Source organism: Streptomyces sp. NPDC037410, assembly GCF_055602235.1.
Window position 1 is genome coordinate 12,596 of sequence record NZ_JBVJWR010000014.1, and the last position, 25,957, is coordinate 38,552.

The window sequence follows — 25,957 nt, forward strand, 5'->3', positions numbered from 1 at the left end:
TCCCGGCCTGATCCGACGCGAATCGCCAGACGGCCCTAGATCCCCAGCTGCTTCGTCTCCCGCAGCCGCTCGATCGCCTCCGGCTCGCCCTCCAGCGCCACCTTCGCCGAGTCCTGGCGGCCGTACAGGTACATCATCAGCTCGCCCGGCTCCCCGGAGGCCGTCACCACCGGGGTGCCGCGGTGGGCGACCGCCGTCTGGCCGTTCGGGCGGCGGAGCACCAGGCCGACCGGGGCCTTCCGGCCGAGCAGCCGGGCCATCCGCTCCAGGCGCGACCACAGGGCGTCCGCGAAGACCGGGTCCAGCTCGCGGGCCGACCAGTCGGGCTGCGCACGGCGCACGTCCTCCGCGTGCACATAGAACTCGGCGACGTTCGCCCCCTCGTCCACCTGCTTGATCGTGAACGGCGAGAACCGCGGAGGACCCGTACGGATCAGCTGGATCAGCTCCTCGTACGGCTTGTCGGCGAACTCCGCCTGCACCCGGTCCAGCCGCTCCTTCAGCGCCGGTACGAGGTTCCCCGCCGCCGCGTCCGGACGCCGCTCCCGCACCACCACATGGGCCGCCAGGTCCCGGGTCCGCCAGCCCTCGCAGAGCGTCGGCGCGTCCGGGCCCGCCGCCTCCAACAGATCGGCGAGCAGAAGCCGTTCACGTTTCGCATGGGTCGACATGCCCGCCAGCGTACGGCCGACGGGGGCCGTCCGCCCAGTGGACGCCCCGCCGGACACCGCCCCCGAGCGCGGCACAATGTCCCCATGAGCACGCCCCGGACCCCCAGCGACCTCGACCCCGCCATCGCGGCCCGCCTCAAGCGCAGCGCCGACGGGCTCGTCCCCGCCATCGCCCAGCAGTACGACACCGGCGAGGTGCTGATGCTCGGCTGGATGGACGACGAGGCCCTCCACCGCACCCTCACCACCGGCCGTTGCACCTACTGGTCCCGCAGCCGGAACGAGTACTGGGTCAAGGGCGACACCTCCGGGCACGTCCAGCACGTCAAGTCCGTCGCCCTCGACTGCGACGCCGACACCCTCCTCGTCAAGGTCGACCAGGTCGGCGCCGCCTGCCACACCGGCACCCGCACCTGCTTCGACACCGACGTGCTCCCCGTATCCCAGTAAGGTCGCGTGCCATGGATCTCGAGACCTTCCGCAAGCTGGCGGCCGACCGCCGCGTCATCCCCGTCAGCCGCAGGCTCCTCGCGGACGGCGACACCCCGGTCGGGCTCTACCGCAAGCTCGCCGCCGAACGCCCCGGCACCTTCCTCCTCGAATCCGCGGAGAACGGCCGCAGCTGGTCCCGCTACTCCTTCATCGGTGTCCGCAGCGACGCGACCCTGACGGTGAAGGACGGACAGGCGCACTGGCTCGGCACCCCGCCCGTCGGCGTCCCCACGGACGGCGACCCGCTCGCCGCCCTGCGCGCCACCGTCGAGACCCTCCACACCCCTCGCGACCTCGCGTCCGGCATGCCGCCGTTCACCGGAGGCATGGTCGGCTACCTCGGCTACGACATCGTCCGCCGCCTGGAGAAGATCGGGGACTCCACCCGCGACGACCTGCGGCTCCCCGAGCTCACCATGCTCCTCACCAGCGACCTCGCGGTCCTCGACCACTGGGACGGCTCGGTCCTCCTGATCGCCAACGCGATCAACCACAACGACCTGGAGACCGGCATCGACGAGGCGTACGCGCACGCCGTCGCCCGCCTCGACGCCATGGAGGCCGACCTGGCCCGCCCGGTCGCCACCGTCCCCGCCGCCCTCCCCGCCTCCGAACTCCCCGAGTTCTCCGCCCTCTGGGGCGGCCGGGCCTACCAGGACGCCGTCGAGGACGTCAAGGAGCGCATCCGCGCCGGCGAGGCCTTCCAGGTCGTGCCCTCGCAGCGCTTCGAGACCCCCTGCACCGCCTCCGCGCTCGACGTGTACCGGGTCCTGCGGGCCACCAACCCCTCCCCGTACATGTACCTCTTCCGCTTCGAGAACGGCTTCGACGTCGTCGGCTCCTCGCCCGAGGCCCTCGTCAAGGTCGAGGACGGGCGCGCGATGCTCCACCCCATCGCCGGCACCCGGCACCGCGGCGCCACCCCGCAGGAGGACCACGACCTCGCCGAGGAACTGCTCGCCGACCCCAAGGAGCGCGCCGAGCACCTCATGCTCGTCGACCTCGGCCGCAACGACCTCGGCCGCGTCTGCACCCCCGGCTCCGTCGAGGTCGTCGACTTCATGTCGGTCGAGCGCTACTCGCACGTCATGCACATCGTCTCCACCGTCACCGGCGAGGTCGCCGACGGCCGCACCGCCTTCGACGTCCTCACCGCCTGCTTCCCCGCCGGCACGCTCTCCGGCGCGCCCAAGCCCCGCGCCATGCAGATCATCGAGGAGCTCGAACCCTCCCGGCGCGGCCTCTACGGCGGGTGTGTCGGTTATCTCGATTTCGCCGGAGACGCGGACACCGCCATCGCCATCCGCACCGCCCTGCTCCGGGACGGAACGGCGTACGTGCAGGCCGGAGCGGGTGTCGTCGCCGACTCCGACCCCGTCGCCGAGGACAACGAGTGCCGCAACAAGGCCGCGGCCGTCCTCCGCGCCGTGCACACCGCCAACCGGATGAACGACAACTGAGGACGTAGGGGATAGTGGGGTACGTGAGTGCCGTTCCCGTACCCCAGCCCCGGGCCGCCCGCGCGGCCGTCCCCACCGGCGGCCGCCGCAGCCTGGCCGCGGCCCTCCTCCTCGGCGCCCTCGGCGCCACCGTCGTCCTGCTCTCCGCGGGCCAGATCTGGGCGGAGGGCACCGCGTCCGTCGGCGGCGGCACCGTCCCCGTCGAGGCCGACGGCGGCACCGTCACCGGCGTGCCCACGGCCCTCGCGATCGTCGGCCTCGCCGCGCTCTTCGCCGTCTTCGCCGTCCGCCGCACCGGCCGCACGCTCGTCTCCGCGCTCCTCGCGCTCAGCGGCGCGGGCGCCGCGCTCGCCGCGGTCCTCGGCGCCTCCGACCGCGCCGCGCTCGACGCCGAGGCCGCCCGGATCAGCGGCGACACCGCCGCGGCCGTCGCGCACCTCACCCACACCGTCTGGCCGTACGTGACCGCGGCGGGCGCCGTCCTCATCCTGCTCGCCGGTCTCTTCGCCCTCCGCTTCGGCAAGAACTGGCCGGCGATGTCAGGCCGCTACGAGCGCTCCGGCGCCCCGCGCGCCGGCCGCAAGGCCCCCACGACCGACCCGGACCGTCCCGAGGACCTGTGGAAGGCCCTGGACCGCGGCGAGGACCCCACGCAGGGCGGCTGACCGCGACGCGTGATCGTCCCGGCACCCCCGATTCATCCTCGCGCGCCCGCGTGCGGGACAATGAGCGCCGAGTGTCCGCGCACGCGAGACCTCACCATCGAGCAACTGCAACGAGGAGCAACTCATGGCGGGCAGCGCCCACGGACACACCCCGGCCGCCTGGACCGGTGTCATCATCTCCTTCGTCGGCTTCTGCATCGCCGGCGTCTTCATGGTGGCCGCCAACCTGCCCGGCTTCTGGGCCGGCGTGGGCGTCATCATCCTCGGCGGCCTCGTGGGCGGTGCGATGAAGATCGCCGGCCTCGGCATGCCGAAGGACACGGACGCCGTCGTCGCCGCCCGTGAGGCCGCGTCCGAGACCGCCCGGGCCCGCGCCTGACGCGACACGACGCACCCGAGGGCGCGGTCCGGCGACGCCGGGCTGCGCCCTCGCGCGTCAGCGGCGACAATCACCGCGTGGACGCGCAGCCGACGGCCGAAGCCGTGACCGACGATTCCCCCACCCGACCGGGTGAACCCACCCGCCCGAATCCGGCCGATCCGGACCCGGCGCGACCGCAGGCCGCCGAGGCCGGGGCGGCCGTGCCCGTGCCTGTGCCTGGGGCGGCCGTGCCCGTGCCTGTGCCTGGGGCGCCGGTGCCGGGGATGCCAGCGCTTGGGGCGCCTGCGCCTGGGACGGCGCCTGTGCCTGGGGCGCCCGTGCCTGGTGCACCTGTGCTTGGGACACCCGTGCCTGGGACGCCTGTGCCTGGGGCGCCCGTGCCGGCGGGGGCCGCCGTCTGGGACGGGCCGTACGTGCCCGCATCCGTACCCGTACCACCCCCGCCGCGGTCGCTCGCGCGGCGGCTCTTCACGCCCGTCGCGCTCCTCGGCGGGGTCGTCGCCGCGTTCGCGTACGTCGGGGCCGTCGACCCCAACGAGCCCGGGCACTACCCCGTCTGCCCGCTACTGCGCTTCACCGGCATCTACTGCCCCGGCTGCGGCGGGCTCCGCAGCGCGCACGCCGTCGCCCACGGCGACCTGGGCGCCGCCCTCGGCGCCAACGCCCTCGCCGTCGCCGGCTACGGCATCTTCGCCGTCGTCATGGCCGTCTGGCTGATTCGCGCCGTCCGCGGCGTGCCCATGCGCCTCGCGATCTCCCCACGACTGTCCTGGGGGATCGGGGCCGTCCTCGTCCTCTTCACCCTGGTCCGGAACCTTCCCTTCGGCTCCGCCCTCGCTCCCTGAGCACCCCTCGGGAGTCCCAGCAGGTGGGACGCGCCTCCGGCCGATGCGAATCCGGGGCCGTCCTGCGGATAGGATCGAAGTGGCTGAACCTGGTTCATCATCACCGTCCCGGAAGGGGGCCCCTCGCGTGAGTGTGCTCGACGAGATCATCGAAGGCGTGCGCGCCGACCTCGCAGAGCGGCAGGCGCGGGTCACCCTCGACGAGCTCAAGGAGCGCGCCGCCAAGGCGCCGCAGGCCAAGGACGGCGTCGCCGCACTGCGCGGGGACGGCGTCAAGGTGATCTGCGAAGTGAAGCGCTCCAGCCCGTCCAAGGGCGCACTCGCCGCGATCGCCGACCCGGCCGGACTCGCCGCGGACTACGAGGCGGGCGGCGCCGCCGTCATCTCCGTCCTCACCGAGCAGCGCCGCTTCGGCGGCTCGCTCGCCGACCTGGAGGCCGTCCGCGCCCGGGTCGACATCCCCGTGCTGCGCAAGGACTTCATCGTCACCGCGTACCAGCTCTGGGAAGCGCGGGCGTACGGAGCGGATCTCGCGCTCCTCATCGTCGCCGCCCTGGAGCAGGAGGCGCTGGTCTCCCTCATCGAGCGTGCCGAGTCCATCGGTCTCACCCCGCTGGTCGAGGTCCACGACGAGGACGAGGTCGAGCGCGCCGTCGACGCGGGCGCCCGCATCATCGGCGTCAACGCGCGCAACCTCAAGACCCTCAAGGTCGACCGCTCCACCTTCGAGCGCGTCGCCCCCGAGATCCCCGCGCACATCGTCAAGGTCGCCGAGTCCGGCGTCCGCGGCCCGCACGACCTCATCGCCTACGCCAACGCGGGCGCCGACGCGGTCCTCGTCGGCGAGTCCCTCGTCACCGGCCGCGACCCGAAGGCCGCCGTCGCCGACCTCGTCGCCGCCGGCGCGCACCCGGCCCTCCGCCACGGCCGGAGCTGACACCGTCATGACCCCCGTCCGCGCCACGCCGACCGCCCAGGGCTCCGCCCCGGGCGGCCCGGTCGTGCCCGCGGACGCCTCGGGCCGCCGCGGCCGGCTCCGTACCGCCGCGGCCCCCGTCTCCAAGCACGCGCCGCTGGCCAGGGGCTGCCGCCCGCGTGGCTGCCGCGCGCCCGCCCGCCGTGTCCACGGCCGCCGGGTCCGCTACGTCATCGGCTCCGAGCCGGGACAGGTCAACGGGATGCGATGGCGCCTGCGCCTCGCGCGCGACTTCACGTACGACGCCTGACCGCCACCCCCCGTGTGGGCCCGCGCCCGCGTCCGTGTGGGCAATCGTTCCGCAGGGCGGAACGGGTGGGCACACGGAACGGCGCCCTTCGCGGCGCCTGGCCCCCTGTGCCTGACCCGCCCCCCAGCGGCGGCGCACAACGTGGTGCTGGTTCAGGCTCAGGAGCCTCTGGCGCCGGCAAGGGCGCCGTTCCGTTGTGCCCACAACGGGGGCGACGACGTTGCCGTACGTGAGTGCGTCACGCGCATAACGTGACCATCAACCCCACGTATCCCGGGGCACCCGCCCCGCGAGGAGCGCATCCGCATGTCCAGCGAGTTCTTCATCCCGGACCTGGAAGGCCAGGTCCCCAGCCCGGAGGGCTACTTCGGCGCCTACGGCGGCAAGTTCATCCCGGAGGCCCTCGTCGCCGCCGTCGACGAGGTCGCCGTCGAGTACGAGAAGGCCAAGCACGACCCCGAGTTCGCCCGCGAGCTCAACGACCTGATGGTCAACTACACCGGCCGCCCGAGCGCCCTCACGGAGGTCCCGCGGTTCGCCGAGCACGCCGGCGGTGCCCGGATCTTCCTCAAGCGCGAGGACCTCAACCACACCGGCTCGCACAAGATCAACAACGTGCTCGGCCAGGCCCTCCTGACCAAGCGCATGGGCAAGACGCGCGTCATCGCCGAGACCGGCGCCGGCCAGCACGGCGTGGCCACGGCCACCGCCTGCGCCCTGTTCGGCCTCGAGTGCACCATCTACATGGGCGAGGTCGACACCCAGCGCCAGGCCCTCAACGTGGCCCGGATGCGGATGCTCGGCGCCGAGGTCATCGCCGTGAAGTCCGGCAGCCGCACCCTCAAGGACGCCATCAACGAGGCCTTCCGCGACTGGGTCGCGAACGTGGACCGGACGCACTACCTGTTCGGCACGGTCGCGGGACCGCACCCCTTCCCCGCCATGGTCCGCGACTTCCACCGGGTCATCGGCGTCGAGGCCCGCCGCCAGATCCTGGAGCGCGCCGGGCGGCTGCCCGACGCGGCCATCGCCTGCGTCGGCGGCGGCTCCAACGCCATCGGCCTCTTCCACGCCTTCGTCCCGGACGCGGACGTGCGCCTGATCGGCTGCGAGCCGGCCGGCCACGGCGTCGAGACCGGCGAGCACGCGGCCACCCTCACCGCCGGCGAGCCCGGCATCCTCCACGGGTCCCGCTCCTACGTCCTCCAGGACGAGGAGGGGCAGATCACCGAGCCGTACTCGATCTCGGCCGGCCTCGACTACCCGGGCATCGGCCCCGAGCACGCGTACCTGAAGGACAGCGGCCGCGGCGAGTACCGCGCCGTCACCGACGACGCCGCCATGCAGGCGCTGCGCCTGCTCTCCCGTACGGAGGGCATCATCCCGGCCATCGAGTCGGCGCACGCCCTCGCCGGGTCCCTGGAGGTCGGCAAGGAGCTCGGCAAGGACGCCCTGCTCCTGGTGAACCTCTCCGGGCGCGGCGACAAGGACATGGATACCGCCGCTCGCTACTTCGGGCTCTACGACAACGGCGCCGAGGGGGGCTCCAAGTGACCACCGGAAACATCCAGCTCCTCGGCGACACCCTGGCCAAGGCCAAGGCCGAGAACCGGGCCGCGCTCATCGCGTACCTGCCGGCCGGCTTCCCGACCGTCGACGGCGGCATCGCCGCCATCAAGGCCGTCTTCGACGGCGGCGCCGACGTCGTCGAGGTCGGGCTCCCGCACAGCGACCCGGTCCTCGACGGGCCGGTCATCCAGACCGCCGACGACATCGCGCTGCGCGGCGGCGTGAAGATCGCCGACGTCATGCGGACGGTGAAGGAGGCCCACGCGGCCACCGGCAAGCCGGTCCTCGTCATGACGTACTGGAACCCGATCGACCGGTACGGCATCGAGCGCTTCACCGAGGAGCTCGCCGCGGCCGGCGGCGCGGGCTGCATCCTGCCCGACCTGCCGGTCCAGGAGTCCGCCGTCTGGCGCGAGCACGCCGACAAGCACGGTCTCGCGACCGTCTTCGTCGTCGCGCCCAGCAGCAAGGACGCGCGCCTCGCCACCATCACCGCGGCCGGCTCCGGCTTCGTCTACGCCGCCTCGCTCATGGGCGTCACCGGCACCCGCGAGTCGGTCGGCGAGTCGGCCGCCGACCTGGTCCGCCGCACCCGGGCCACGTCGGAGCTCCCCGTGTGCGTGGGTCTCGGCGTCTCGAACGCCACGCAGGCGAAGGAGGTCGCCGGCTTCGCCGACGGCGTCATCGTCGGCTCCGCCTTCGTGCAGCGCCTCCTCGACGCCGACGGCGACGAGGAGGCCGGACTCGCCGCCGTAAGGGAACTGGCGGCCGAACTCGCCGAGGGCGTCCGCCGCCCTTCGTAGCCCATTCGGGTGGATATGGGACCGGGGAGGCGCGGATGTGCCTCCCCGGTTCGTTGCCTGGGGCGTGAGCGAGAAGAACCGTGGTGACGGTAACCGGAGCGCGCGGGAGCGCCTTCAGCAGCAGCGCGAGCGCGACAAGGCCCGCGAGAAGCAGCGGCGCGTCCTGATCGTGTCGGCGGCGGTGGTCGGTGTCCTCGGCCTGGCCGCGGTCGTCGGCGTGATCGCCGCGGGCGGCGACAACAACAGCGGATCCGACAAGGCCGGGCCGGTGGTCGTGCCGACGGGCGCGACCGACGAGGACGGCAAGCCCGCCATCCCCACGGGCAAGGCGGACGCCCCGTCGACGCTCGCGGTCTGGGAGGACTTCCGCTGCCCGGCGTGCGCCCAGTTCGAGAACGTCATGCGGGACACGATCCACGAGCTGCAGGCCTCCGGCGCGCTCCGGGTCGACTACCACCTCGCCACCCTCATCGACGGGAACATGGGCGGCAGCGGCTCGCTGCGCGCGGCGAACGCGGCGGCGTGCGCCCAGGACGCGGGGAAGTTCACCGCGTACCACGACACGCTGTACGTCAACCAGCCGCCGGAGACGGACGACGCCTACGCGAAGAACGACAAGCTGATCGAGCTGGCGGCGAAGGTCCCCGGGCTCGACACGCCGGCCTTCCGCAGCTGTGTGAACGACGGCACGCACGACAGCTGGGTGAAGAAGTCGAACGAGGCCTTCCAGAACGGCGGCTTCCGCGGCACCCCGTCCGTCCTCCTCAACGGAGAATCGATCTTCCCGACCAAGGGGAACGAGCAGATCTCCCCGGAGAACCTGAAGAAGTGGGTCGCCGAGGCCAACAAGGGCAAGAAGCCGGGCACCGCCTCCCCGTCGGCGGGTTAGCCGGCGGGTTCGTGGACGGATTGGTTACCCAGAAGTTGCCGGGTGGGCTGCCGTCATGCCCGCCCGGCAAGGTAGCGTCGGTTCTGCCATGGACCTTGCCTACATTCCCAGCCCGTCGACCGGCGTGATCCACCTCGGACCGATCCCGCTGCGCGGCTATGCCTTCTGCATCATCATCGGTGTCTTCGTTGCCGTCTGGCTCGGCAACAGGCGCTGGATCGCCCGGGGCGGCACCGCCGGCACCGTGGCCGACATCGCCGTCTGGGCGGTGCCCTTCGGCCTCGTCGGCGGACGCCTCTACCACGTGATCACCGACTACCAGCTGTACTTCAGCGAGGGTGAGAACTGGGTCGACGCCTTCAAGATCTGGGAGGGCGGCCTCGGTATCTGGGGCGCCGTCGCGCTCGGCGCGGTGGGCGCCTGGATCGGCTGCCGCCGGCGCGGGATCTCCCTGCCGGCGTACGCGGACGCCATCGCCCCCGGCATCGCCTTCGCCCAGGCCATCGGCCGCTGGGGCAACTGGTTCAACCAGGAGCTCTACGGCAAGCCGACCGACGTGCCGTGGGCGCTGAAGATCACCGAGGGGCCCAACCGCGAGGCCGGCCTCTACCACCCGACCTTCCTGTACGAGTCGCTGTGGAACGTCGCCGTCGGCTTCCTGGTCATCTGGGCCGACCGCCGCTTCAAGCTCGGCCACGGTCGGGCGTTCGCCCTGTACGTCGCCGCGTACTGCTCGGGCCGCGTGTGGACGGAGGCGCTGCGCGTCGACGAGGCGCACCACATCATGGGCCTGCGGCTCAACGTGTGGACCGCGATCTTCGTCGGCCTGGCCGCCGTCGTCTACCTGATCGTCTCGCCGCGGATCCGTCCGGGCCGCGAGGAGATCGTGGAGCCGAGGGCCGCGGCCGCGGCTGCGGAGAAGGCCGCCGGGAAGACGGACGCCGTCGAGGGTGCCGAGGCCGCCGAGGCCGAGGTCACGGACGCCGTTCAGGACGAGGCCGAAGGGCCCGGGGACGGGGACGAGGACACCGAGGGCAACGGCGCCGGTCACGGCGCCGGGTCGGCCGCCAAGAGCTGACCGGGACGTACGTCGCGAGGGCCGCCGGGAACGAAGGGTTCCGGCGGCCCTTTCGCATGCGGGGGTACGGGTCAGTCGGAGCGGGCCGCGAGCGCGAGGACCCGGTGGGCGCCCTCCACCACCGCCGCGTCGACGAAGCGGCCGTCCGGGAGGGCCAGGGCGCCCCGCTCGGTCGCGGCCGCCGCGACGACCTGACGGGCCGCGTCGACCTCCGCCGGGGTGGGCAGATAGGCCCGCTCGATGACCGGGAGCTGACGGGGGTGGATGGCCGCCCGGCCGAAGAAGCCCATGGCACGGCCCCGGGCGCAGCCTGCGGCCAGCGCGTCCAGGTCGCGGATGTCCGGATGGACGGACTGGGCCGGCGGGGGGAGGGCGGCCGCGCGGGCCGCGACCACCACCCGGCCGCGCGACCAGTCGAGGCCGGTGTCCTGCCGTACCCCCAGGTCGGCGCGGAGATCGGCCTCGCCGAGGGCGATGCCGCGCACGGCGGGATGGGCGGAGGCGATGGCGTAGGCGTGCTCCACGGCGAGAGCGCTCTCCAGGAGCGGATAGAGCGCGCGGCCGGGGGCGAGCCCGGCGATCCGGTGGATGTCAGTGGCGTGTGTCACCTTGGGTACACGGAGACCGGAGAGGCCGGGGAGGGGGGCCAGGGTGGGGATGTCGCGCGCGGTGTGGATGCGGACGTGCACCGGGACGGGGTGGACGTCCGCGAGGAGATCGGCCGTGGCGTCGAGGGCGTACGCCTTGCGCTGCGGGGCGACCGCGTCCTCCAGATCGACGATCACGACGTCGGCGCCGGAGGACAGGGCCTTGCGCACGACCTCGGGGCGGTCACCGGGGGCGTACAGCCAGGTGAGGGGCGCGACGGGGTGCGCGGTGGCGCCCTCGGCGCGCCCGGCGGCCGAGCCGGTGGGGCCGCTGAGCGGGCTCATACCGCTCCCTGCGCGCGGAGGGCGTCGATCTCGGCGGAGGTGAGGCCGAGTTCGGAGAGGACGGCGTTGGTGTCGGCGCCGTGCGGGCGGCCGGACCAGCGGATGCCGCCGGGGGTCTCGGAGAGGCGGAAGAGGACGTTCTGCATCTTGATCGGGCCGAGCTCGGGATCCTGCACCTCGGTCACGGTGCGGAGCGCCCGGTACTGCGGATCGTCCATGACGTCCCGGATGTCGTAGACGGGGGCGATGGCCGCCTCCGCCTTCTCGAAGGCCGCCATCGCCTCCTCGCGGGTGTGGCGGGCGATCCACGAGCCGACCGCCTCGTCGAGGACGTCCGCGTGCTCGGCCCGGCCCGTGCCGTCGGCGAACCACGGCTCGTCGATCAGCTCGGGGCGGCCGACGAGCCGCAGCACCCGCTCGGCGATCGACTGGGCGGAGGTGGAGACGGCGACCCAGGAGCCGTCGGCGGTCCGGTAGGTGTTGCGCGGGGCGTTGTTGCGGGAGCGGTTGCCGGTCCGGGGCTGGACGTAACCGAGCTGGTCGTACCAGAGGGGGTGGGGTCCGATGACGGAGAGCATCGGTTCGATGATGGCCATGTCGACGACCTGGCCGCGGCCGGTCGTGGTCCTGGCGGTGAGCGCGGTCATCACCGCGTACGCCGTGGCGAGGGCGGCGATCGAGTCGGCCAGGCCGAAGGGCGGCAGGGTCGGCGGGCCGTCGGGCTCGCCGGTGATGGCGGCGAAGCCGCTCATCGCCTCGGCGAGGGTGCCGAAGCCGGGGCGGTGGGCGTACGGACCGAACTGGCCGAAGCCGGTGACCCGGGCGAGCACCAGACGCGGGTTGACGGTCGACAGCTCCTCCCAGCCCAGACCCCAGCGTTCCAGCGTGCCCGGGCGGAAGTTCTCCACGATCACGTCCGCGTCGGCGGCGAGGGCGAGGAGGGTGTCGCGGCCGCCCGGTGAGGACAGATCGAGGGTGATCGCCCGCTTGTTGCGGCCGAGGACCTTCCACCACAGGCCGATGCCGTCCTTGGCGGGGCCGTGGCCACGGGACGGATCCGGTGTGCGGGGGTGCTCGACCTTCACGACGTCGGCGCCGAAGTCGCCCAGCATCATGGCCGCGAGCGGGCCGGCGAAGAGGGTCGCGAGATCCAGGACGCGCAGCCCGTGCAGGGGCGCCGTGGACGTCTCGGTGGTCATACGGCGTTCGCCTCCAGCGTGTCGGGGGAGAGGAAGGCGGCGTCGATCTCGACGCGGTACGGCATCGAGGTCGACGCGCCCTCGCGCCGGACGGAGAGCGCGGCGGCCGTCTGCGCCCAGGCGAGGGCCTCCGGGGCGGGGCGGCCCTCGCCGAGGGCGACCGCGAGGGCGCCGACGAAGGTGTCGCCCGCCCCCGTGGTGTCCACGGCCCGGACCCGGGGCGCGGGCACGGCGACCGGCTCGGCGCCGCGCACCGCGTACAGGCTGCCGGCCGCGCCCAGGGTGACGACCACCTCGGGGACGAACCGCAGCAGGGCCCGCGCGGCCGCGCGCGGGTCGGTGAGGCCGGTGAGCGCGGCGGCCTCGTGCTCGTTGGGCACCAACAGGTCGGTCGCGGCCAGGAGTTCCGGCGGCAGAGGCTGCGCGGGGGCGGGGGTGAGGATCGTGCGGACGCCGAGCCGGCGGGCCGTCTCGGCGCCCTCGACGACGACGGAGAGGGGGAGTTCGAGCTGGAGGAGCAGGGCGTCGGCGGTGCCGATGAGGGCCTCGTCGCCGTGGTCGAGGGAGGTGACGGTGCCGTTGGCGCCGGGGACGACGACGATCGCGTTGCCGCCCTCGTCGTCGACGACGACATGGGCGGTGCCGGAGGGTCCCTCGGCGGTGCGGAGCAGATCGATGTCCACCGCGCAGTGCTCCAGGGTGGCGCGCAGCTGGGCCCCGAAGCCGTCGGTGCCGACCGCGCCGATCATCGCCACCTCGCCGCCCGCGCGGGCGGCGGCGACGGCCTGGTTGGCGCCCTTGCCGCCGGGGATCGTACGGAAGGAGCGGCCGGTGACCGTCTCACCGAGGGCGGGGGCCCGCGGCACGTAGACGACGAGGTCCATGTTCGTGCTGCCGAGCACGACGATGCTGGTCATGGGCGTACTGCCTCCAGGTGTGTCAGTTCGGCCAGGGTGTCGAAGCCGATGCCGTCGAAGGACGGCACCGAGGTCGTGAGGCGGTTCTTGAGGGGGGAGGTCCAGCGTTCCGGCAGGCGGTCCGGATGCCCGGCGAGCAGCCCGGCGAGCGAACCGGCGGTGGCGCCGTTGGAATCGGTGTCCCAGCCGCCCGACACCGCCGCGCAGACGGAGCGGGAGAAGTCGCCGTCGGCGTGGGTGAGGGCGGCGGCGAGCAGGGCGGCGTTCGGGACGGCATGCACCCAGTGGTACCCGCCGAGTTCGGCGTGCAGCCCGTCGACGACGGTGTCGAAGTCGGGCTCCGCCTCGGCGTACGCGATGCCGAGCCGGACGGCCGCCGCCAGGCGCGAGTGCGGCGGGATCACCGCGAGGCCCGCGGCGAGCGACCGGTGGACGTCGGCCGTGCCGGTCGCCGCGGTGGCGAGGGCGGCGGCGACGAACATGGCGCCGTAGACGCCGTTCGCGGTGTGCGTGAGCACCGCGTCCCGGTGCGCCTGCGCGGCGGCGGCCACCGGGTCGCCCGGGTGCGTCCAGCCGTGGACGTCGGCCCGGATCTGGGCGCCGATCCACTCGCGGAAGGGGTTGCGGCGGACGGCGGTCAGCGGGGGTTCCACGCCGTCCAGGAGGTTGCGGTAGGCGACGCGCTCGGCCGTGAAGGTGCGGCCCGCGGGGAGCTCGTCGAGCCAGAGGCGGGCGACGTCGGCGGTGGTGAAGCCGCGGCCGTACCGCTGGAGGAGCAGCAGGTTGAGGAGGGGGTAGTTGAGGTCGTCGTCCTCGGGCATCCCGTCGATGTTCTCGGCGAGGGAGGTGGCGGCGGAGCGACGGTTCCAGGGGTGCGCGGCGAGCAGCTCCGGCGGGACGCCGCGGGCGGTGAACCAGGTGTCGAGGGGCCAGTTGCCTGCGGCGCGGGCGAGGGCGCGGAGCGCGTGGAGGGGGAGCTTCTCGACGGGCTTGCCGAGGAGGCATCCGACGGCCCGGCCGAGCCAGGCGGCGTGGAGGCGGTCGAGGAGGGCGGAGTCTTTCCCCGCGCCGGGCCTCGCGGGCCGGCTGCCCGAACCCTGGCCCGGGTTGTGGGCCTCCGCCGGGTGCGGGCTGTGCGCCTCCTGGCCCGGGTTGTGGGCATGCGTTCCGCCGGGGCGATGGGGGTGCCCCCTGCTCGAGCGAAGCCGAGAGCTTGGGGGAGGGTGGGCACAACCCACGACGGCGCCGCACGCCGGGTGCGGGTTCAGGCGCGGGAGCCTAGGCCCGGCAGGGGGCGCCGTCCCGTGTGCCCACCCGTCCCGCCCCAGCGGGACGATTGCCCACACGGAGGTGGGCGGCGGTTCGGGGGCCGTCAACGCCTGGATCGCGGGGAGTGGCGTGGGCTCGTGGGCCGACAGGGGAGTCGGGAGGGCCGCCAGGGCGTCCAGGAGCTCTTCCGCCAGGCGGCGGAGGTCCGGCTGGGGGACGGCGGAGGCGCCGGCCGTCTCCGGGGCCGCGGGGCCGCCCGCCGCCGTCCAGCGGGCCGCCAGGGCTCCCGCGTCGCGGCCGTCCTCCGCCGCCTGGCGGAGTTCGTGGCCCACCAGGTCCTCCGGCTGGACCCAGGTCAGACGGAGGGTCACCGGTCCGCGCTCGTCAGGGCGGCGAAGGCCGACGCGTGGGACCGGCGGACCTCCGTGTCCCCGGCGAAGATCTCGCGGGCCACGCCCGCCAGCGCCCTCGCCGGGGCGTGCAGGTCCAGGCGGCTCGCCTCCGCCACCTGCTTCGCCCATTCCGCGGGGACGGCCCGCTCGCCGTGCAGCGCGCCCACGATCGCGCCCGCCATCGTGGCGATCGAGTCGCAGTCGCGCCCGTAGTTGACCGCGCCAAGGACCGTACGGCGGAAGTCGCCCTCGCCGACGAGCAGCATGCCGAGGGCGATCGGGAGTTCCTCGATCGCGTGCAGGCGGGAGGGGCGGCGGGCACCCAGGGAGGGGGCGCGGTAGTCGGGGCCGACGGTGTCGAAGGGGGCGACCGCCCTGCGGAGGGGGGCGAGGGCGGACTCGAAGTCCGTGTGCGCGGAGGCCACTTCGGCGACCGCCTCGATCGCCGCGCGCGTGCCGTCCTTCGCGAGGGACAGGGCCTCCTCCACCACCGACGCCGGGGTCGCGCCCGGCGCGCACGCCGCGGCGACCGCCGCCGCGAAGACACCCGCCGCCTCCCGGCCGTACGAGGACTGGTGCGCGCCCGTCAGGTCGATCGCCTCGGCGTAGGCGGCCGCCGGGTGGGCGGCGTTGACCAGGCCGACGGGCGCCATGTACATCGCCGCCCCGCAGTTGACGACGTTGCCGCTGCCTGCCTCGCGCGGGTCCACATGGCCGTAGTGGAGCCGGGTCACGATCCACTTCTCGGCCAGGAAGATCCGCTGGAGGGGGAGCGCCTCGGCCTCCAGCTCCGGGATCCAGACGGGGGAGCCCATGAGTTCGGGGACGAGGTGGTCCGCGACCGCGTAGGCGTCGAGGTGGTCGCGGACCTTCTCGTACACCCGGATCAGTGCGTGGGTCATCAAGGTGTCGTCGGTGACGTGCCCGTCGCCCTTGTGGTACGGCGCGATGGGCCGCGCGGTGCGCCAGTCGCCGCCGTTCCAGGGGCCGACGATCCCGGTGACGCGGCCGCCGTGGCGTTCCAGGATCTGCTCGGGGGTGTAGCCCTCGACGGGGCCGCCGAGGGCGTCGCCGACGGCGGCCCCGAGGAGACTGCCGGTGATCCGGTCATCCAGTGTGGGTGTCATGTCGGAATTGTCCACCTGGGGTGGCCGGTTCCGTGGCTCCGAGGAGCCCGGCGAGTTCCACCAGATCCGTACCCGCGAGCCGGGGCAGCGCGCAGCCCGCGAGGGTCCTGCACGCCTCGCGCCAGCTGCCCGGGACCGAACGGCCGCCGCCCAGCGCGCCGGTGAGCGCGCCCGCGAGCGCGGGGGCCGAGTCGGCGACCCGGGAGAGGCAGACGGCGGCCGGTACCGCGGCGGTCATCTCGCCGCGGGCGGCGGTGGCGAGGGCCAGGGCGACCGGGACGGTCTCGGCGGCGGCGATGCCGTAGCTGTAGACGTGGTCGACGATCTGGTGCTCCAGGAGCGGGACGAGCTCGAAGGCGGAGTCGGCGGCCCGGGCCAGCTTCACGGCGTGCCGGGCGTTGCGGCCGATCTCGGTGACCGGCGGGAGTTCGGCGAGCGCCGCCTCGACGGCCTCGTCGACCGCCGCCCCGCCGAGGGCCGCGGCGACGGCCGCCGCCGTCGCGCGGGCGCCGTGGACGCCGTCGCCGTCCTGCGTGTACCGGGCGTCGAACTCGGCGAGTTCGGCGGCGGCGCGGGCGTCGCCCGGGTGGACCAGGGCGAGGACGGCGGCCCGGACGCAGGCCGCGTCGTCGAAGTAGTGCGGGTTGTCGTGGCCGGTGGCGGGCGGGCGCAGGCCGGTGGCGAGGTTGCCGAGGCCGGCGCGTACCGAGATGCGGGCGCGGAGGGGGAGTACGGCCGACTCGACCTCGGGGGCGCGGTCGGCCGCGGCGGCGACCTGGCCCGCGAGGGCGTTCCAGGCGAGGTCGACGGCGGCGCGGAGCCGGCGGTCCGCGGGCAGGCCCGCGAAGACCGGGCCCGCGGCGGCGAGGATCGCCTCGGCGGTGAAGACCGCCCACTCGGCGTCGTCGGAGGGGCCGAGGCGGAGGGGCTCGGGGGGCTGGTTGAGGGCGATGGGGACGGGGAGGGTGGTCGTGGCGTTCTGCTCGGCGAAGGTGTCGAGTTCGCGGGTGAGGCGGCGGGTCCATTCGGGCATGCGGGCGGCGCGGTGCCGTGCCGCGGGCCAGCCGGCGGCGTCGCCTGCGGCGATGCCGAGGAGCAGGCCCTCGACTGCGTCGCGCCCGGCCTTGCGAGGGGCGTCGGGGTGCGGGGCCTTGTGGTGCCCGCCCCATGACCCGGTGCCCCGAACCGGGGCGGCGCCCTGCGGGGCCAGGTCCAGTTCGTCGGTGTCGTGCACCGTGCACCGGTCCCGCGGGTCACCGAGCAGGGGGCCGGAACCCGGCATCGGGGGCTGTGCCCACCCTCCCCCGAGCTCTCGGCTTCGCTCGACCAGGGGCGACCCCCCTCGCCCCGCGGGACGATTGCCCACAGCGGGTGCGGCGATGGCGCCCGCCTCCGGGCCCTGGCCCACAGCCGGTACGGCGGCAGCGGTGGCAGCGTCCGGAGGCGCGGCGTCAGCCGCCGTCGTCGTCAGGTCCGCGCTCACGCCGCCTCCTCCGGGGTCAGGAGGTCCGCTACGTCCAGGACGTGGTAGCCGCGCATCGACGGGAGGCAGCTGCCGGTGACCGGGGCGATGGCCGAGGACCAGTCCGGTGGGATCGCGTGCACGCCGCCCGCCGCGCCGGCCAGGGCGCCCGTCACCGCCGCCGTCGTGTCGGCGTCGCGGCCCATGTTGACGGCCGTGAGGACGGCGGTGCGGAAGTCGCCCCGGGCGGCCGCGAAGGCGCCGAAGGCCAGGCCCACCGCCTCCGGGGCCAGGTCCGTCCAGGGGTAGCCGCCGATGACGACCGCGGAGCGGACCTGGCGTTCGCGGGTGAGCGGGTCCGGCTGGACGCGCTGGGCCGCCACGACCGCGCGCCGCAGCGAGCGGGCGGTCCAGGAGTCCATGGGGATGACGGAGAGGGCCGCCGCGATCACCGACGTCACCGTCGCTCCGGTCATCGCCGCCGCCACGCCCGCCGCCACCGCCTGGCCGCCGTAGATGCCCTCGCCCTCGTGGCTGACGCTGCCGTCGATGGCGACCAGGCGGGCCGCCTCCGCCGGGCGGCCCGCCGCGAACACCCCGAACGGCGCCGCGCGCATCGCGAGGCCGTCGCTCCACGCGTGGCGGTGCTGGGCGGAGATGGGGGCCGCCAGGCCCCGGCGGAGGTTCTCCAGGGTGCCGCGCTCGGAGAAGCCCGCACCGCGGAACGGCCCTTCGTCGAGGTCGGCGATCCAGTGGTGCCAGGCCCGTTCGACGTGGTGGACGGTGAGGGCGGAGCCGTGCCGCGCGAGGAGCAGCGCCGAGAAGATGGCGTACTCGGTGTCGTCGGTGCCCGCCGGGCTGTCCGTGACGAAGCCTTCGATGCGGCCCCAGCGGCGCCGGATCTCGGAGGGCTTCATGTTCTCGGCAGGCGCTCCGAGCGCGTCGCCGACGGCGAGGCCGAGGAGCGCTCCTCTCGCCCGTTCCCGCGTGTCGCAGGCCGTCCTCGTCACCATCTCGCGCCCCTTCCTCGACTTCCTCGACGGGAGCGCCGACCGTGGCGCCCCGATGCCTGGATCTGTGCCACGACGGGCCGCGAACTCGCCGAAGAAACGTCTCTGTCACCCGGCTGACACCCCGCCAGGTTGGGCTGCCCTCACTGAGGCGGGCCTTAGTAAGTACGGCCTGGCTTGCTAGCGCACCCCTTACATCGGGCGTATTTTCGAGGGTGTTGGGGGCGGCGGGTGCATCCCGGCCCGCCGGATCGAGGGGAGAGTCATGTCCATCATCGAAGCTCAGGCGCCACTGCACGAGGCCCACCGCGACAACCACACGCACCGTGACGTGAACGGCGGTTGGCTGCGCCCGGCGGTGTTCGGCGCGATGGACGGACTCGTCTCCAACCTCGCCCTGATGACCGGTGTCGCCGGTGGCGCGGTCTCCTCGGGGACCGTCGTCATCACCGGCCTCGCGGGCCTCGCCGCCGGAGCCTTCTCCATGGCGGCCGGCGAGTACACCTCCGTGGCCTCGCAGCGCGAGCTCGTCCAGGCGGAACTGGATGTCGAGCGTCGCCAGTTGCGCAAGCACCCGGTCGACGAGATGGAGGAGCTCGCCGCGCTCTACGTCTCCCGCGGCGTCGAGCCCGCGCTCGCCCGCGAGGTCGCGATGCAGCTGTCGCGGGACCCCGAGCAGGCGCTCGAGATCCACGCCCGCGAAGAGCTCGGCATCGACCCGGACGACCTGCCGTCGCCGGTGGTCGCCGCCGTCTCGTCCTTCGGCTCCTTCGCGCTCGGCGCGCTCCTGCCCGTCCTGCCGTTCCTGCTCGGGGCGACCGCGCTCTGGCCGGCCGTGCTCCTCGCGCTCCTCGGGCTCTTCGCCTGCGGCGCCGTGGTGGCGCGGGTGACCGCCCGCGGCTGGCTCTTCAGCGGCATGCGGCAGCTCGTCCTGGGCGGAGCCGCGGCGGCTGTCACGTACGGGCTCGGCATGCTCTTCGGGGCCGCCTTGTAGCCCACCGGGACCGGTGCGGATTCCGTACCCCCACACAAGACCGAGAGGCCCTCATGGCGGGCCTTTCGGTCTTTTCGTGTCCACTTTTCGGGACATAGGCCGCGGATCGGCTGTGACGTATATCCCTGGGCCATTCCGCTGCGGCGATGAGACACTATGCAGGACGCCACATATGTAGCCGGTTACTCGGCGGTTTCGAACCCATGACCAACGGGAAAGAGGCCTGAGCGTCACCGGGCAATGAAGCCCACTCTCAGCGACGGGTCGCCGGAGTCCCGAAGAGCCTCCGGATCTCGATCCGTCCCCGCGGGGCAGCTCCCTGTCGCCGCACCCCACAGGTGAACCCACACCACCGCTGCGTATCGGCGGTGTCCGCATGCTGGAACGAGCTTTCCACTCACTGAGAAGCCAGCCATCATGTAACCTGCACGAAATTTCGCGGAGGGCCAACGTCGTCCCTCGGCAGCTCCATTGCCACGACGACGACGGGAGAGCCGATGCGTTCCGACGCCTGGTCGCCCATGGACGGTCGCCCCGCTGCTCAGGGGATGTACGACCCCCGTAACGAACACGACGCCTGCGGTGTCGGGTTCGTGGCCACCCTCACCGGTGTTGCCAGCCACGCGCTGGTCGAGCAGGCGCTGACCGTACTGCGCAACCTCGAACACCGCGGCGCCACCGGCTCCGAGCCCGACTCCGGTGACGGCGCCGGCATCCTGCTCCAGGTCCCGGACGCCTTCCTCCGCGAGGTCGCCGGATTCGAGCTCCCCGAGGCCGGCGCGTACGCCGTCGGCATCGCCTTCCTCCCCGAGGACGGCACCGACGAGACCGCCGCCCGGATCGAGGCCGCCGCCGCCGAAGAGGGCCTGAACGTCCTCGGCTGGCGCGAGGTCCCCGTCGCCCCCGAGCTGCTCGGCGCCTCCGCCCGCTCCACCATGCCGGTCTTCCGCCAGCTCTTCGTCGCCGACGCCGCCGGCCAGGCCACGGGCATCGACCTCGACCGCAAGGCGTTCGTCCTGCGCAAGCGCGCCGAGCGCGAGGCCGCGACGTACTTCCCGTCGCTCTCCGCCCGCACCATCATCTACAAGGGCATGCTGACCACCGGCCAGCTGGAGCCCTTCTTCCCGGACCTGTCGGACCGCCGCTGCGCCACCGCCGTGGCCCTGGTCCACTCCCGGTTCTCCACCAACACCTTCCCGAGCTGGCCGCTGGCCCACCCGTACCGCTTCATCGCCCACAACGGTGAGATCAACACCGTCAAGGGCAACCGGAACTGGATGACCGCCCGCGAGGCCCAGCTCGACTCCACGGCCTTCGGCGAGGGCTCCCTGGAGCGGATCTTCCCGATCTGCACCCCGGACGCCTCCGACTCGGCCTCCTTCGACGAGGTCCTGGAGCTCCTCCACCTCGGCGGCCGCTCCCTGCCGCACGCGGTCCTGATGATGGTCCCGGAGGCGTGGGAGAACCACGAGACCATGGACCCGGCCCGCCGCGCCTTCTACCAGTACCACGCCACGATGATGGAGCCCTGGGACGGCCCGGCCTGCGTCACCTTCACCGACGGCGTCCAGGTCGGCGCGGTCCTCGACCGCAACGGTCTGCGCCCCGGCCGCTACTGGGTCACCGACGAGGGCCTCGTCGTCCTCTCCTCCGAGGTCGGCGTCCTCGACATCGACCCCGCCAAGGTCGTCCGCAAGGGCCGCCTCCAGCCCGGCAAGATGTTCCTCGTCGACACCGCCGAGCACCGCATCGTCGAGGACGACGAGATCAAGGCCTCCCTCGCCGCCGAGCACCCCTACGCGGAGTGGCTGGAGACCGGCGAGATCGAGCTCTCCGACCTCCCCGAGCGCGAGCACATCGTGCACACCCACGCCTCGGTCACCCGCCGCCAGCAGACCTTCGGCTACACCGAGGAAGAGCTCCGCGTCATCCTCGCGCCGATGGCCCGCACGGCCGGCGAGCCGCTCGGCTCCATGGGTACGGACTCGCCGATCGCGGCCCTCTCGGCCCGCCCGCGGCTGCTCTTCGACTACTTCACCCAGCTCTTCGCGCAGGTCACGAACCCGCCGCTGGACGCCATCCGCGAGGAGCTCGTCACCTCGCTGCGGTCCTCCCTCGGCCCCGGCAGCAACCTGCTCGAGCCCACCGCCGGCTCGTGCCGCAGCGTCACCCTGCCCTTCCCGGTGATCGACAACGACGAGCTGGCCAAGCTCATCCACATCAACGCCGACGGCGACATGCCCGGCATGAAGGCCGCGACCCTCTCCGGCCTCTACCGGGTCTCCGGCGGCGGCGAGGCCCTCGCCGCCCGCATCGACGCGATCTGCGCCGAGGCCGACACCGCCATCGAGGGCGGCGCCCGCCTCATCGTGCTCTCCGACCGGCACTCCGACGCCGAGCACGCGCCGATCCCCTCGCTGCTGCTCACCGCGGCCGTCCACCACCACCTCATCCGCACCAAGCAGCGCACCAAGGTGGGTCTGCTCGTCGAGGCCGGTGACGTCCGCGAGGTCCACCACGTCGCCCTGCTCATCGGCTACGGCGCCGCGGCGGTCAACCCGTACCTCGCCATGGAGTCCGTCGAGGACCTCGTCCGCGCCGGCACCTTCATCGAGGGCCTGGAGCCCGAGCAGGCCATCCGGAACCTGATCTACGCGCTCGGCAAGGGCGTCCTCAAGGTCATGTCCAAGATGGGCATCTCCACCGTCGCCTCCTACCGCGGCGCCCAGGTCTTCGAGGCCGTCGGCCTCGACGAGACCTTCGTCGCCACGTACTTCAACGGCACGGCCACCAAGATCGGCGGCGCCGGTCTCGACGTCGTCGCCAAGGAGGTCGCCGCCCGCCACGCCAAGGCGTACCCCGTCTCCGGCGTCCCCTCGGCGCACCGCGCCCTGGAGATCGGCGGCGAGTACCAGTGGCGCCGCGAGGGCGAGCCGCACCTGTTCGACCCGGAGACCGTCTTCCGCCTCCAGCACGCCACGCGCACCAAGCGGTACGACATCTTCAAGAAGTACACGGACCGGGTGAACCAGCAGTCCGAGCGCCTCATGACGCTCCGCGGCCTGTTCGGCTTCGCCGCCGAAGGCCGCACCCCGATCTCCCTCGACGAGGTCGAGCCGGTCTCCGAGATCGTCAAGCGCTTCTCCACCGGCGCCATGTCGTACGGCTCCATCTCCCGCGAGGCCCACGAGACGCTCGCGATCGCCATGAACCAGCTGGGCGCCAAGTCCAACACCGGTGAGGGCGGCGAGGACCCGGACCGCCTGTACGACCCGGCGCGCCGCTCCGCGATCAAGCAGGTCGCCTCCGGCCGCTTCGGCGTCACCAGCGAGTACCTGGTCAACGCCGACGACATCCAGATCAAGATGGCGCAGGGCGCCAAGCCCGGCGAGGGCGGCCAGCTGCCCGGCCACAAGGTCTACCCGTGGGTCGCCAAGACGCGTCACTCGACGCCCGGCGTCGGCCTCATCTCGCCGCCTCCGCACCACGACATCTACTCCATCGAGGACCTGGCCCAGCTGATCCACGACCTCAAGAACGCCAACCCGGTCGCCCGCATCCACGTGAAGCTGGTCTCCGAGGTCGGCGTCGGCACGGTCGCCGCCGGTGTCTCCAAGGCCCACGCGGACGTCGTCCTCATCTCCGGCCACGACGGCGGAACGGGCGCCTCCCCGCTGACCTCCCTGAAGCACGCGGGCGGCCCCTGGGAGCTCGGCCTCGCCGAGACCCAGCAGACGCTGCTGCTCAACGGCCTGCGCGACCGGATCGTCGTGCAGACCGACGGCCAGCTGAAGACCGGCCGCGACGTGGTCATCGCCGCGCTGCTCGGCGCCGAGGAGTTCGGTTTCGCGACCGCGCCGCTCGTCGTCTCCGGCTGCGTCATGATGCGCGTCTGCCACCTCGACACCTGCCCGGTCGGCATCGCCACCCAGAACCCGGTCCTGCGCGACCGCTTCTCCGGCAAGGCCGAGTTCGTCGTCAACTTCTTCGAGTTCATCGCCGAGGAGGTCCGTGAGATCCTCGCCGAGCTGGGCTTCCGCACCCTCGAAGAGGCCGTCGGCCACGCCGAGCTGCTCGACACCAGCCGCGCGGTCACGCACTGGAAGGCGCAGGGTCTCGACCTGGAGCCGCTCTTCTACGTGCCCGAGCTGCCCGAGGGCGCGGTCCGCCACGCCCGCGTCGAGCAGGACCACGGCCTGGAGAAGGCCCTCGACAACGAGCTGATCCAGCTCGCCGCCGAGGCCCTGAACGCCGCCTCCGCGGAGGAGGCCCAGCCGGTCCGCGCCCAGGTCGCGATCCGCAACATCAACCGCACCGTCGGCACCATGCTCGGCCACCAGGTGACGAAGAAGTTCGGTGGCGCCGGCCTCCCGGCCGACACCGTCGACATCACCTTCACCGGCTCCGCCGGCCAGTCGTTCGGCGCCTTCCTGCCGGCCGGTGTGACCCTCCGCCTGGAGGGCGACGCCAACGACTACGTCGGCAAGGGCCTCTCCGGCGGCCGCGTGATCGTCCGCCCGGACCGCGGCGCCGACCACCTGGCCGAGTACTCGACCATCGCGGGCAACACGATCGGCTACGGCGCCACCGGCGGCGAGCTTTTCCTCCGCGGCCGCACCGGCGAGCGCTTCTGCGTCCGCAACTCCGGCGCCCTGGTCGTCTCGGAGGGCGTGGGCGACCACGGCTGCGAGTACATGACCGGCGGCACGGCGGTCGTCCTCGGCGAGACCGGCCGCAACTTCGCGGCCGGCATGTCCGGCGGCGTGGCCTACGTGATCGACCTCGACCGGGACAACGTCAACTCCGGGAACCTGGGAGCGATCGAGGCCCTGTCGGACACCGACAAGACCTGGCTGCACGACGTCGTGCGCCGCCACTTCGAGGAGACCGGCTCCACGGTCGCCGAGAAGCTCATCGCCGACTGGGACGCCGCCGCGGCCCGGTTCAGCAAGATCATCCCCACCACGTACAAGGCAGTGCTCGCCGCCAAGGACGCCGCTGAGCTCGCCGGTCTCTCCGAGACCGAGACCACCGAGAAGATGATGGAGGCTGCGTCCCATGGCTGACCCCAAGGGCTTCCTGACCACCGGGCGCGAAGTCGCCCAGACCCGACCGGTGGGCGAGCGCGTCAGGGACTGGAACGAGGTCTACGTCCCCGGCTCCCTGCTGCCGATCATCAGCAAGCAGGCCGGCCGCTGCATGGACTGCGGCATCCCGTTCTGCCACAACGGCTGCCCCCTCGGGAACCTGATCCCCGAGTGGAACGACTACGCCTACCGCGAGGACTGGTCGGCGGCGCAGGAGCGCCTGCACGCCACCAACAACTTCCCGGAGTTCACCGGCCGCCTGTGCCCGGCTCCCTGCGAGTCGGCCTGCGTGCTCGGCATCAACCAGCCGGCCGTCACCATCAAGAACGTCGAAGTCTCCATCATCGACAAGGCCTGGGACGCCAACGACGTCAAGCCGCAGGCGCCCGACCGCCTCTCCGGCAAGACCGTCGCCGTCATCGGCTCGGGCCCCTCGGGTCTCGCCGCCGCCCAGCAGCTGACCCGGGCCGGCCACACGGTCGCCGTCTACGAGCGCGCGGACCGCATCGGTGGTCTCCTCCGGTACGGCATCCCCGAGTTCAAGATGGAGAAGCGGCACATCAACCGCCGCATCGAGCAGATGCGTGCGGAGGGCACCAAGTTCCGCACGGGCGTCGAGATCGGCCGCGACATGCCGGCGACGGCGCTGCGCAACCGGTACGACGCGGTCGTCATCGCCGCCGGCGCCACCACCGCCCGCGACCTGCCCGTCCCGGGCCGCGAGCTGAACGGCATCCACCAGGCGATGGAGTACCTGCCGCTCGCCAACAAGGTCGTCGAGGGCGACTTCGTGGCCCCGCCGATCACCGCCGAGGGCAAGCACGTCGTCGTCATCGGCGGCGGCGACACCGGCGCGGACTGCGTCGGTACGGCGCACCGCCAGGGCGCGGCCTCGGTCACGCAGCTGGAGATCATGCCCAAGCCGGGCGAGGAGCGGAACGCCGGCCAGCCCTGGCCGACCTTCCCCATGCTCTACAAGGTCACCTCGGCGCACGAGGAGGGCGGCGAGCGGGTCTACTCCGTCTCCACCACCCACTTCGAGGGCGACGAGGACGGCAACGTCCAGTTCCTCCACCTCGTCGAGGTCGAGTTCGTCGACGGCAAGCTGACCCAGAAGCCGGGCACGGAGCGCAGGATCCCCGCCCAGCTGGTCACCCTCGCGATGGGCTTCACCGGCACGGACGTGGAGAACGGCCTGGTCGCGCAGTTCGGCCTGGACCTCGACGAGCGGGGCAACATCGCCCGCGACGAGGACTTCGCCACCAACGTCGACGGCGTCTTCGTCGCCGGCGACGCCGGCCGCGGCCAGTCCCTCATCGTCTGGGCCATCGCCGAGGGCCGCTCCGCCGCCCGAGGCGTGGACCGCTACCTGACCGGCGCCAGCTCCCTGCCGGCCCCGATCCGCCCGACGGACCGCTCCCTGACGGTCTGACCGAACGTCCCGTACGAGACGTACGGTATCGAGCGCAGCGCCCCCCGAACGTCCCC

Annotated in this window: 22 protein-coding genes; 14 read left to right on the plus strand and 8 right to left on the minus strand. The window is 73.3% G+C overall.

Going from position 1 to position 25,957, the window contains the following annotated elements:
• Positions 1–35 precede the first annotated feature (35 nt).
• Positions 36–671: a TIGR03085 family metal-binding protein gene (locus tag ACZ7HT_RS23115; protein ID WP_471168882.1), complete on the minus strand. Its 636-nt coding sequence runs from the start codon at positions 669–671 to the stop codon at positions 36–38.
• A gap of 84 nt (positions 672–755) precedes the next feature.
• Here ACZ7HT_RS23115 and hisI point away from each other — a divergent pair, with 84 nt between their 5' ends.
• From hisI to lgt, 11 genes are all read left to right on the plus strand, one after another.
• On the plus strand, positions 756–1,121 hold the full coding sequence (hisI, locus tag ACZ7HT_RS23120; protein WP_471168885.1) for a phosphoribosyl-AMP cyclohydrolase: 366 nt from the start codon (positions 756–758) through the stop codon (positions 1,119–1,121).
• Between the two features lie 11 nt (positions 1,122–1,132).
• Entirely contained in the window at positions 1,133–2,623 is a 1,491-nt protein-coding gene (locus ACZ7HT_RS23125) for an anthranilate synthase component I (protein WP_471168888.1), read from the plus strand.
• Positions 2,624–2,637: 14 nt separating this feature from the next.
• Positions 2,638–3,288, plus strand: a complete 651-nt coding sequence (locus tag ACZ7HT_RS23130) for a TIGR02234 family membrane protein (RefSeq protein ID WP_471168890.1) — start codon at positions 2,638–2,640, stop codon at positions 3,286–3,288.
• Positions 3,289–3,412: 124 nt separating this feature from the next.
• The gene (locus ACZ7HT_RS23135) at positions 3,413–3,667 is read left to right on the plus strand and encodes an HGxxPAAW family protein (protein WP_471168893.1); all 255 of its coding nucleotides are present in this window, start codon (positions 3,413–3,415) and stop codon (positions 3,665–3,667) included.
• A 380-nt stretch (positions 3,668–4,047) separates the two neighbouring features.
• Complete coding sequence (locus tag ACZ7HT_RS23140) at positions 4,048–4,515, plus strand: DUF2752 domain-containing protein (protein ID WP_471168896.1); 468 nt, start codon at positions 4,048–4,050, stop codon at positions 4,513–4,515.
• A gap of 127 nt (positions 4,516–4,642) precedes the next feature.
• Positions 4,643–5,452, plus strand: a complete 810-nt coding sequence (trpC, locus tag ACZ7HT_RS23145; RefSeq protein WP_471168899.1) for an indole-3-glycerol phosphate synthase TrpC — start codon at positions 4,643–4,645, stop codon at positions 5,450–5,452.
• Positions 5,453–5,459: 7 nt separating this feature from the next.
• A complete protein-coding gene (trpM, locus tag ACZ7HT_RS23150; protein WP_471168902.1) occupies positions 5,460–5,741 on the plus strand; it encodes a tryptophan biosynthesis modulator TrpM in 282 nt (93 codons plus the stop codon).
• A gap of 306 nt (positions 5,742–6,047) precedes the next feature.
• Positions 6,048–7,295 (plus strand): tryptophan synthase subunit beta, encoded by a 1,248-nt coding sequence (trpB, locus tag ACZ7HT_RS23155; RefSeq protein WP_471168905.1) that lies wholly within the window; start codon positions 6,048–6,050, stop codon positions 7,293–7,295.
• Positions 7,292–8,113 (plus strand): tryptophan synthase subunit alpha, encoded by an 822-nt coding sequence (gene trpA / locus ACZ7HT_RS23160; RefSeq protein ID WP_471168908.1) that lies wholly within the window; start codon positions 7,292–7,294, stop codon positions 8,111–8,113. Before trpB ends, trpA begins: the two co-directional genes overlap by 4 nt.
• Positions 8,114–8,177: 64 nt before the next feature.
• Positions 8,178–9,002 carry a DsbA family protein gene (locus ACZ7HT_RS23165; protein WP_471168911.1) on the plus strand — a complete coding sequence of 275 codons (825 nt, stop codon included), beginning with the start codon at positions 8,178–8,180 and terminating at the stop codon, positions 9,000–9,002.
• An 88-nt stretch (positions 9,003–9,090) separates the two neighbouring features.
• Complete coding sequence (gene lgt / locus ACZ7HT_RS23170) at positions 9,091–10,080, plus strand: prolipoprotein diacylglyceryl transferase (protein ID WP_471168915.1); 990 nt, start codon at positions 9,091–9,093, stop codon at positions 10,078–10,080.
• A gap of 71 nt (positions 10,081–10,151) precedes the next feature.
• Here the strand turns inward: lgt and ACZ7HT_RS23175 are convergent, their stop codons facing one another.
• From ACZ7HT_RS23175 to ACZ7HT_RS23205, 7 genes are all read right to left on the minus strand, one after another.
• Entirely contained in the window at positions 10,152–11,012 is an 861-nt protein-coding gene (locus ACZ7HT_RS23175) for an HpcH/HpaI aldolase/citrate lyase family protein (protein ID WP_471168918.1), read from the minus strand.
• The gene (locus tag ACZ7HT_RS23180) at positions 11,009–12,211 is read right to left on the minus strand and encodes a CaiB/BaiF CoA transferase family protein (RefSeq protein ID WP_471168921.1); all 1,203 of its coding nucleotides are present in this window, start codon (positions 12,209–12,211) and stop codon (positions 11,009–11,011) included. The genes ACZ7HT_RS23175 and ACZ7HT_RS23180 overlap by 4 nt, the downstream gene beginning before the upstream one ends.
• Positions 12,208–13,128: a ribokinase gene (gene rbsK / locus ACZ7HT_RS23185; protein ID WP_471168924.1), complete on the minus strand. Its 921-nt coding sequence runs from the start codon at positions 13,126–13,128 to the stop codon at positions 12,208–12,210. The genes ACZ7HT_RS23180 and rbsK overlap by 4 nt, the downstream gene beginning before the upstream one ends.
• Complete coding sequence (locus ACZ7HT_RS23190; protein WP_471168927.1) at positions 13,125–14,768, minus strand: ADP-ribosylglycohydrolase family protein; 1,644 nt, start codon at positions 14,766–14,768, stop codon at positions 13,125–13,127. The genes rbsK and ACZ7HT_RS23190 overlap by 4 nt, the downstream gene beginning before the upstream one ends.
• On the minus strand, positions 14,765–15,916 hold the full coding sequence (locus tag ACZ7HT_RS23195; protein WP_471168930.1) for an ADP-ribosylglycohydrolase family protein: 1,152 nt from the start codon (positions 15,914–15,916) through the stop codon (positions 14,765–14,767). Before ACZ7HT_RS23195 ends, ACZ7HT_RS23190 begins: the two co-directional genes overlap by 4 nt.
• Positions 15,897–17,198 (minus strand): ADP-ribosylglycohydrolase family protein, encoded by a 1,302-nt coding sequence (locus ACZ7HT_RS23200; protein WP_471168933.1) that lies wholly within the window; start codon positions 17,196–17,198, stop codon positions 15,897–15,899. The genes ACZ7HT_RS23195 and ACZ7HT_RS23200 overlap by 20 nt, the downstream gene beginning before the upstream one ends.
• 197 nt (positions 17,199–17,395) lie before the next feature.
• Positions 17,396–18,391, minus strand: a complete 996-nt coding sequence (locus ACZ7HT_RS23205) for an ADP-ribosylglycohydrolase family protein (RefSeq protein WP_471168936.1) — start codon at positions 18,389–18,391, stop codon at positions 17,396–17,398.
• A 262-nt stretch (positions 18,392–18,653) separates the two neighbouring features.
• On the opposite strand from ACZ7HT_RS23205, the gene ACZ7HT_RS23210 reads away from it, so the two are divergent.
• From ACZ7HT_RS23210 to ACZ7HT_RS23220, 3 genes are all read left to right on the plus strand, one after another.
• A complete protein-coding gene (locus tag ACZ7HT_RS23210) occupies positions 18,654–19,382 on the plus strand; it encodes a VIT1/CCC1 transporter family protein (protein ID WP_471168939.1) in 729 nt (242 codons plus the stop codon).
• Positions 19,383–19,879: 497 nt separating this feature from the next.
• Complete coding sequence (gene gltB, locus ACZ7HT_RS23215; protein WP_471168941.1) at positions 19,880–24,448, plus strand: glutamate synthase large subunit; 4,569 nt, start codon at positions 19,880–19,882, stop codon at positions 24,446–24,448.
• On the plus strand, positions 24,441–25,901 hold the full coding sequence (locus tag ACZ7HT_RS23220; protein ID WP_471168943.1) for a glutamate synthase subunit beta: 1,461 nt from the start codon (positions 24,441–24,443) through the stop codon (positions 25,899–25,901). The genes gltB and ACZ7HT_RS23220 overlap by 8 nt, the downstream gene beginning before the upstream one ends.
• The last annotated feature ends 56 nt before the right edge of the window (positions 25,902–25,957 follow it).

Coding starts and splice junctions, on each gene's coding strand:
- ACZ7HT_RS23115 (WP_471168882.1), bottom strand. CDS start 671: ATGTCGACCCATGCGAAACGTGAACGGCTTCTGCTCGCCGATCTGTTG.
- hisI (WP_471168885.1), top strand. CDS start 756: ATGAGCACGCCCCGGACCCCCAGCGACCTCGACCCCGCCATCGCGGCC.
- ACZ7HT_RS23125 (WP_471168888.1), top strand. CDS start 1,133: ATGGATCTCGAGACCTTCCGCAAGCTGGCGGCCGACCGCCGCGTCATC.
- ACZ7HT_RS23135 (WP_471168893.1), top strand. CDS start 3,413: ATGGCGGGCAGCGCCCACGGACACACCCCGGCCGCCTGGACCGGTGTC.
- trpM (WP_471168902.1), top strand. CDS start 5,460: ATGACCCCCGTCCGCGCCACGCCGACCGCCCAGGGCTCCGCCCCGGGC.
- trpB (WP_471168905.1), top strand. CDS start 6,048: ATGTCCAGCGAGTTCTTCATCCCGGACCTGGAAGGCCAGGTCCCCAGC.
- lgt (WP_471168915.1), top strand. CDS start 9,091: ATGGACCTTGCCTACATTCCCAGCCCGTCGACCGGCGTGATCCACCTC.
- ACZ7HT_RS23175 (WP_471168918.1), bottom strand. CDS start 11,012: ATGAGCCCGCTCAGCGGCCCCACCGGCTCGGCCGCCGGGCGCGCCGAG.
- ACZ7HT_RS23180 (WP_471168921.1), bottom strand. CDS start 12,211: ATGACCACCGAGACGTCCACGGCGCCCCTGCACGGGCTGCGCGTCCTG.
- rbsK (WP_471168924.1), bottom strand. CDS start 13,128: ATGACCAGCATCGTCGTGCTCGGCAGCACGAACATGGACCTCGTCGTC.
- ACZ7HT_RS23195 (WP_471168930.1), bottom strand. CDS start 15,916: ATGACACCCACACTGGATGACCGGATCACCGGCAGTCTCCTCGGGGCC.
- ACZ7HT_RS23200 (WP_471168933.1), bottom strand. CDS start 17,198: ATGCCGGGTTCCGGCCCCCTGCTCGGTGACCCGCGGGACCGGTGCACG.
- ACZ7HT_RS23205 (WP_471168936.1), bottom strand. CDS start 18,391: ATGGTGACGAGGACGGCCTGCGACACGCGGGAACGGGCGAGAGGAGCG.
- ACZ7HT_RS23210 (WP_471168939.1), top strand. CDS start 18,654: ATGTCCATCATCGAAGCTCAGGCGCCACTGCACGAGGCCCACCGCGAC.
- gltB (WP_471168941.1), top strand. CDS start 19,880: ATGCGTTCCGACGCCTGGTCGCCCATGGACGGTCGCCCCGCTGCTCAG.
- ACZ7HT_RS23220 (WP_471168943.1), top strand. CDS start 24,441: ATGGCTGACCCCAAGGGCTTCCTGACCACCGGGCGCGAAGTCGCCCAG.